Source organism: Enhygromyxa salina, from assembly GCF_002994615.1.
Taxonomy (GTDB): domain Bacteria; phylum Myxococcota_A; class Polyangia; order Nannocystales; family Nannocystaceae; genus Plesiocystis; species Plesiocystis salina_A.
The window spans coordinates 1-7543 of sequence record NZ_PVNK01000301.1 but is presented as its reverse complement, the minus strand read 5'-3'; the positions used below and the strand labels follow the sequence as shown (position 1 = coordinate 7543).

Sequence of the window (7543 nt, the reverse complement as noted above, 5' to 3'; positions counted from 1 at the left end):
CATCGTGTCGCCTCGCGCCGGAATTTTCGCCGAGGGCGCGAAGCCAAAACGCCGCTGTACCGGGCGTACTGCAAGTTTTGGCGACAAAGCCCTCGGCGAAAAGGCCAAGCGAGGCGGCGCGAGGCATCGCACCCCGGGCTGCTAGATGCGGCAGTCTGATGTCATGCGGCTCACCGGTTGGGCCAAACGTGCCGAGACGCACCCGTTGCGTCTGTTGCTGGACAGCGAGGGGCGCTCGGACCTCGTCTCCTTTGCGATCGGCGTACCACCGGCCGACAGCCTCCCGAGCCGGGCCCTCGCGAGGGCGTTCGATCGTCTGCTCGCGGACCCGCAGGCGCTCATGCTCAATCCGCCGAGCCACGAGCTTCGTCGCGGCATCACTGATCTGATGGCCAAGCGCGGCGTCGATTGTGGACCGAACACTGTATTCCTCACCGATGGTGCCCAGCAAGCCCTCGATCTGCTCGTGCGCTTGCTGGTCCGGCCGGGCGATGAGGTGCTCGTCGATCCGGTGACCTACACCGGTATGTTGATGGCCCTTCAACCGTCCGGCGGACGGGCGAGTGGAGTCGAGGGCGGAGCCGGCCAAACGATGGATCTCGACGCCCTCGCCAAACGCCTCGAGCGAGGGCCGCGGCCAGCGTTCATCTATACGATGGCCGACGGTCACAACCCCCTCGGCGTCAGTATGGGGCTCGACCAGCGCGAGCGGCTGGTCGAGTTGGGGCATCGGCACGGTGTGCCGATAGTCGAGGATGATCCCTACGGCTGGCTCGATCTCGATGAGGAGTGGCTGCCGCCACTTCATGCTCTCAACCCGGACGAGGTTATCTACGTCGGTACCTTCTCGAAGATCGCTGGCCCGGCGCTGCGGTGTGGGTGGATCCTCGCGCCGCAGGGACTGCGTGCCAAGCTGTCGCTCGTTCGTGACCTGGCGGCGATCGACTCTGCCAACTTGGTTCAACAGGCTCTCGGCGACCTCCTCGGGCGGGGAGAGCTCGAGGCGTCGCTGACCGCGACGCGTGTCGAGTTGAGGCGTCGCCGAGCGTGGATGCTCACAGCCCTGGCGGATCACTTTTCCACGCCAACCTGGCCGAGCGCGACGTGGACCTCACCGAACGCCGGCTTGTTCGTGTGGCTGCAGCTCGCTGGCGTCGACGCCGCCGCCCGGCTGCCAGCTGCGATCGAGCGCGGGGTCGCCTACGTGCCTGGATCCGCCTTCGCGGTCGGCTCGAGCGAGGCGGAACTCGAGTCGGCGCTGCGCCTGAGCTTCGGCGGCTGCGATCGCGCGGCGATCGACATCGGCGTCGAGCGCCTCGCCGAGGTGCTCAGGTCGTGAGGGTCGGGCGACCGACGATGACCTTGCTGTAGACCACGCAAAAGCCCAGTCGAAGCGCGTTGCGTTCGGTCGGCTCACCGGGCCGCGAGCCGATCGTCGCGACCACGCAGCCGTGCTCGCGCGCGACCTCGAGCCGCTTGACCATCAGCATGCGCTGGATCCCACGTCGACGAAAGCGGGGATAGACCGCGACGCCGGACAGGCACGCGACCCGATCATCGAGCATGGCGGAGCCGGCGCCGGCGACCTCACCGTCGATGAGCGCGAGGAAGGGGTAGCTGCCGGGCAGGCGGTTGGTGGCGGCGCCGAGCTCGACCATCGCCGTCAAGTCCTCGCCCTCGGGGTAGAAGCCCGAGACGATAGCGAGGGCGCACTGGCGGAGCTGATCCTCGTTGGTCTTGTCGACCGGGCGGAGCTCGAGGCCCGCGGGCTCGAGCTCGGGCCGCAGCGCGTCGAGGTCGTCGTCGGGCGTCAGCTCGCGCGCGAGCAGGTTCTCGAATTCACGCACGATGAAGCCGCGCTGACCGAGGCCCGCGATCAGCGTCGGGTGCGCGAAGGGCGTCAGCTCGACGCGAGCTTCGACCTCACGCGTCGCATAGAACTCGATCATCGCGTCGATCTCGTCCGCGCCGACCGCCCCGTCGAGCCCGACGCCCACCGCATGATTGTGCCAGGTGTGAGCGGCGTCGAAGCCCATCACACCGCCAGCAAAGGGCCGGGAGGTCGCCGCGAGCTCGGCGAGCAGCCGCGCCTGTCGAGCCTCTTCCAGTCGCGCGATCTCGCTCGAGAGGAGCATTGCCCGAGCATGCCTCACATCGCGGGGAAATCTAGTCCTGAATCATGCGCTGAATTTAAGAGGCTGCATGATTTAGCAGCCCGGGGTGCAATGCCTCGCGCCGCCTCGCTTGGCCTCTTCGTACGAGCCGAGAGAGGGGCCTTTGTGAAAGGCCCCTCGAAGACCTGCCCGCGGCCCGATCCGACTCATGCGCGGCGCCGAGGCGCAATGGCTGCGTCGCGGGGCCTCGGAGGACGGGGCTGGCGCCTCACTCGCAGGCGACGCCGAGCGGGGCCGGGATGCACACGAAGCCCCCGCTTTGCAGCGGCTCGCCGCCACACCAGCCCCAGGCGCCGATGTTGCCCTCCAAGAAGTAGTTCGCCGGTTGTGGGCCGACGGCGCAGGCGTCGTTCTGGCACGGATCCGACGCGAATGAGTAGCACCAGCGCGAGCTCCCGACGCCGGTCTCGAGCAAGAAGTGCTCGGCGAGGTGCCAGAAGTTGGTGTCGGAGCTGGTGTTCCAGCCCTGGTTCTTGGTGTGCCACCAGCAGGCGTACTGGACGTTGTCCTGCATGAACAAACCCTTCCAGTGGTAGCCCGGCTCGGAGTCCTCGCACGGCCCGTGAATCGGGTCGCAGTCGAGCTCGCCGACGAGCCAGTCCTGGAGGCAGTTGTTGGCGCTGCAGTCGTTGGCGCAGGAGTCGTCGTCGATCATGTTGGCGTCGTCGCACTCTTCGACGCCCTCGTGGACGAAGCCGTCGCCGCAGGTCGCGGGCTCGCAGCTCGTCGGGCACATGTCGGTGTCGACGTCGTTGCCGTCGTCACAGGTCTCGACGCCCGCGTTGACGTGGCCGTCGCCGCAGACGTTGACCTCGCACACGACCGAGATGCAGCCGTCGGTGTCGACGTCGTTGCCGTCGTCGCACTCCTCGACGCCGGCCTCGACGTAGCCGTCGCCACAAAAGGCGAGCTGACAGGCCGGGCACATGTCGGTCGTGTCACTGTTTTGGTCGTCGCACTGCTCGCCGTCTTGGATGATGCCGTCGCCGCAGGTCCCGGGCAGGCACATGCTGTTGCAGCCGTCGGTGTCGTCGTCGTTGGCGTCGTCGCACTCCTCGAAGCCCTCGTGGACGAAGCCGTCGCCGCAGGTGGCGAGCTTGCAGCCCTCGACGCACTCGTCGGTGTTGACCGGGTTGCCGTCGTCGCACTCCTCGAAGCCCTCGTAGACGTAGCCGTCGCCGCAGCTGGCGATGAAGCAGTTTGGCGTGCACTGGCCGGACTCGGAGTTTTCCGGGCCGAGGTCGCACTCTTCGCCCGGATCGACCACGCCGTCGCCGCAGTCGCCGTCACCCGAGTCGCCGTCGCCGTCGCCCGAGTCGCCGTCGCCCGAGTCGCTGGTCTCGCCGTCGCCGTCGCCGTCGCCGTCGCCGGCCTGGGTCGTGAAGGGGTTGCGCGAGTCGGGCTCGCCGGTGCTGCAGGCCAGGGCGGGGAGCGTGGCCACGAGCGCGACCACAGCGGGAAGACCAGATCCTTTCATCGCCTCGACACGCTACCACGAAGGTCAGGGCGCGGCGCTGCCTAGCACCCCGGGCTGCTAGCCCTGCGATCGCGACCAGGCTCACTCGTTGGCGTCGAGGGCCCGCTCGACGAGCTTGGTGTTCTCGAGCGCGACGCCGGACTTCGCGGCCTTCTTGCCCTCGGCCCGGCGCTTGGCCTCGAACAGCTTGCGGCTCTTGCTCGTGACCGCGCCGACCTTGGGGCCCTCGGCGCGCATGCTCGCCGGCGGGAGGTCGCTGTCGTTGTTGGCGGGCGCGGGCGGGCCGTCGAAGCGGTCCTTCCACTCGTCGAGGGTCAGCTTGCCGAAGCTCGGATCCGTTGGGTCGCTGAGGATCTTCTCGACGATCGCGTCGCGGCTGACGAAGAGCGGCGAGAGCTCGGCGGGGTCGTAGGCGTCGCCGCGATCGAAGACCCCGCCGCAGATCGAGCGCAGCGAGCACTGCTCGCAGCCGGGGGCGTACTTGTGGCCCCACTCGCGCTGGCGCACGGTCTGCTTGTCGTCGAGGAAGTGGACGATGCGCTCCTCGGACTTGACGATCTTGCGGGTCTCGGTGCTGGCCCAGGCGAAGTCGGTCATGTAGCACAGCGGGACCTTCTCGATTCGGAAGGTCCGACCGCTGCGCTGGAGCAGCCGACACCCGCGGTGGAGCGAGAGCTCGAACTCGGCGAGGCGCGGCGTGAACTGATCTTGGTTGACCTCGGCCCGGCCCATCGAGGGGTCGAGGTTGTTCCACACGAAGTGGCGGATGTAGGGGTGGTGCTCGATGAAGTACTTGATGTTGAGGTCGAGGTGATCGGCGTTGAGCTTGTTGATCACGCAGTTCATGTTGACGTCGATGCCAAACTCGGCCGCGTTGTCGAGGGCCTGGAGGGCGATCGGCAAGGTCCCGGGGGTCCCGCGGAGGATGTCCTCGACCTCCTCGATGACCGAGTAGATCGACACGTGGACGATCTTCAGGCCGGCCTCGGCCATGGCCCTGGCGAATTTCTTGTCGGCCAGCCGGGTGCCGTTGGTGATCATCCGGACGTGGAGGCCCGCGTCGCTGGCGTACTGGCAGATCTTGGGCAGCTCGGGGTGGAGGCTGGGCTCGCCACCGGTCAGGATCACGCCGAAGTAGCCGCGCTCGACGAAGTCGTCGACGAGGACCTTCATCGACTCGAAGGTGTGCGAGTAGGGGGTCGTCGGGTTGGAGCAGAAGCCACAAAAGTGGTTGCAGTGCCGAACGACCTGGATGTAGCCGATGTTTGCCACCGAGGGCAGGATAACGCCGGGCTCGGTGGGGCGCCATGCTCAGGGGCGGGCGGGCTCGAGCCCGACACGTCGGCGTGATGGTCGCGCCGCCGCGCCCGCTCGGCGAGGCGGTCGTGATGGCGCTGCTCGAGTCACGAGCGTGCTTGGTTGGCGTCGATGAGATCGCTCAGCAGCGCGCTGCCGAGCCCGTGCTCCGGCAGCGCGCGGAGTCGCTGGGCGACCCGGCTCCAGATCTCGAGGTGTCGGTCGGGCGTGACCCGGAGGCGGCCGCGATCGTCGACGAAGGTGTGCATGACCGACGAGCGGTTGCCTCGCATGAGCTGGAGCGCGCGCTCGAGCACGGGCCGAGGGCGGCGGCGATCGACGCGGATCGCTGGCGTGTCGGCGGCCGCGCGCGAGGCCTCCCACACCAGGACCGGGGCGAGGCCGTCGATCTGATCGAGCACGGGCGCGAGCGCGTCCTCGCCGTCGGTGTCCGCGAGCATGACGAGCGCGAGGTTGATCCACGCGCCGACCCGGGTCTCGCTCGCCCGCGTCGCCTGCAGCAGATCGGCCCGGGCCTCGTCGAGGCGCCCCATGAGCCGATAGACCTCGCCCCGATGACAGTAGGTCGCCTCGTGGCCGAGGAAGGTCTTGAAGCGCTCACGCCCGATCCGCCAGCGCTCGAGGGCTTGCTCGTGACGCCCGAGGAGCCCGAGCGCCGCGCCCGAGCCGATGTAGGACCAGCGCGTGCCCGTGCGTGTCCACATCGCGTCGGTCAGCTCCCAGGCGCGCTGATAGTTGCCGCGCCACAGCTCGATCTCGGCGGTGTAGGTGTGGGGGTGGGGCGAGTCGGGGTAGCGCTCGGCGAGGACCTCGAAGCCGGCGAGGACCTGTTCGACGGGGGTGGTCAGGAGGCGGTGCTGGCAGCGGGTGGCCTGGACCTGGGTCGAGGCGAGCTCCTCGCAGAGGATCAGGTCGGGGGCGCTCGGCTCGTCGCCTTCGCTGGCGAGCATGGAGAAGGGCGCCGAGCGACTCCCGCCAAAGCGCGCGAGGGTCTGCCACAGCAATTCCACGGTGCCCGCGTCGGTCGCCAGGGCTGGCTCGTGGAGCTCGGGTGGGTGGAGGTCGCGCAGGAGCGCGCGATGAAAGTAGGCGAGCGGGCCGTGGAGGGCGAGGGCGGGATCGATGCGGCTGCGGACGAGGGCGAAGAGGATCTGCCACAGGGCGGTGTCGTCGAAGGGCGCGCCGAACAGATCCTCGTTGGCGAGGTGTCCGAGGCGCAGGTGTGGGTCGGTCGACGGGTCGGCCTCGGGCTCGGACTTCAAGATCGCCTCGGCCCGCCACAGCCGCGCCTGCGGGTGCTCGGGCTCGAGCTCGAGGGCGCGATCGAGGTGAGCCCGCGCCGCGCTGGCCTCGCTGCGGAGCACGGCCACGCCGCCGCGGACCGCGTGGGCGTCGGCGAGCTCGGGCGTGGATGACAGCGCCTTCTTCGCGAGGGCGTCGGCCTCGTCGAGGGCGACGCGACGCAAGAGCAAGCTGGCCAGCTCGACCTGCAACGCGCTGGACTCGGGCTCGGCGTCGAGCTGCTCGCGCACGGTGGCCTCGGCGGCCTCGAAGGCGCCGGACTGGATCATGGCCCGGACGTGCGCGGCGCGATCGTCTGCGCCGAGCGCCCGCGCGCGGGCGGCGGCCTCGACGACGAGGTCGGGATCGCGGGCCAGGGCGGCGGTCGCCATCAAATACTCCCAGGCGCCCACGCTCGGCTCGATCTGCGCGCGCGCGCGCAGATGCACGGCGGCCGCGCTGGGGTCGCGCAGGGCGATCCACGAGGCGGCGACGGCCTCGTGGAGCGCGGGGTCGGAGGCTCGCTCGCCGAGGCGCTCGGCCAGGGCCGTGGCCGCGACCCCGTCTCCGCGCAGCGACTCCATCACCGTCGCGCAGGCGAGCAGCGAGGGGGTCTGCTCGGCGGCGGCGACGATCGCCTCGGACCCGCGCTCCCAGACGGTGAGCGCGGCGCTCAGCTGTTCGCGCGCGACGAGGCGCTGGACGACGGCCGCGGCGACCAGCGGGGAGTCGGACCGCGCGCTCAGCTCGACGAGGAGCTCGGGGTCGTCGAGGCCGTCGTCGAGCAGCTCGAGCAGCTCTCGACCGGAGAGGTCGCCGAGCTGGGCCTCGCCGCGCTCGATCTGGGCGAGGGCCTCGGGCGCCGCGTCCAGCCAGCCAAGGGCTGCGCTGCCCGAGCGACCCAGCGCGTGCTCGAAGGCCCGCGCGACGAGCTCGGCGCGCTCGGCCAGGCTTGGGTCGATCGCCAGGGTCCGCGCCTCGGCGCGGGGACCTGCGCGGCGACACTGGACCAGGGCCCAGCCACCTTCGGGCCGAACGAGGAGCAGCTCGACGCCCGCGCGGGTGACGTGGGCACAGCGCGGTCGCACGCCTGGAGGCCAAGCTCCCATCCAGTTGGGCAGAGGCAGAGGAAGCCGCATTCAGGCTGACCCTAGCAGCCCGGGCTGCTAGCATCGCGGCTCGGGCCCGATCGGGTCGACGGGGTCTGGGCGCGGGTCATGGATAGCCCCCTTTAGGGGGCCACGCAGGCGATTGCGTAGCTCATACCAGCCCACCGAGGGAGGGAGCGGAGCGA

Annotated in this window: 5 protein-coding genes; 1 reads left to right on the top strand and 4 read right to left on the bottom strand. The window is 69.8% G+C overall.

The window, feature by feature from the left end:
• Window positions 1–205: 205 nt before the first annotated feature.
• Window positions 206–1339 (top strand): aminotransferase-like domain-containing protein, encoded by a 1134-nt coding sequence (locus ENSA5_RS34520; protein ID WP_181198460.1) that lies wholly within the window; start codon window positions 206–208, stop codon window positions 1337–1339.
• Here the strand turns inward: ENSA5_RS34520 and ENSA5_RS34515 are convergent.
• The 4 genes from ENSA5_RS34515 to ENSA5_RS34500 form a co-directional block, all read right to left on the bottom strand.
• Complete coding sequence (locus ENSA5_RS34515; protein ID WP_106395983.1) at window positions 1329–2135, bottom strand: GNAT family N-acetyltransferase; 807 nt, start codon at window positions 2133–2135, stop codon at window positions 1329–1331. The two genes, ENSA5_RS34520 and ENSA5_RS34515, sit on opposite strands and share 11 nt — an antisense overlap.
• 247 nt (window positions 2136–2382) lie before the next feature.
• On the bottom strand, window positions 2383–3615 hold the full coding sequence (locus ENSA5_RS34510) for a DUF4215 domain-containing protein (RefSeq protein WP_258183111.1): 1233 nt from the start codon (window positions 3613–3615) through the stop codon (window positions 2383–2385).
• 117 nt (window positions 3616–3732) lie between these two features.
• Window positions 3733–4923 (bottom strand): radical SAM protein, encoded by a 1191-nt coding sequence (locus ENSA5_RS34505; protein WP_181198459.1) that lies wholly within the window; start codon window positions 4921–4923, stop codon window positions 3733–3735.
• 131 nt (window positions 4924–5054) lie between these two features.
• The gene (locus tag ENSA5_RS34500; RefSeq protein ID WP_106395980.1) at window positions 5055–7337 is read right to left on the bottom strand and encodes a tetratricopeptide repeat protein; all 2283 of its coding nucleotides are present in this window, start codon (window positions 7335–7337) and stop codon (window positions 5055–5057) included.
• Between the last annotated feature and the right edge of the window lie 206 nt (window positions 7338–7543).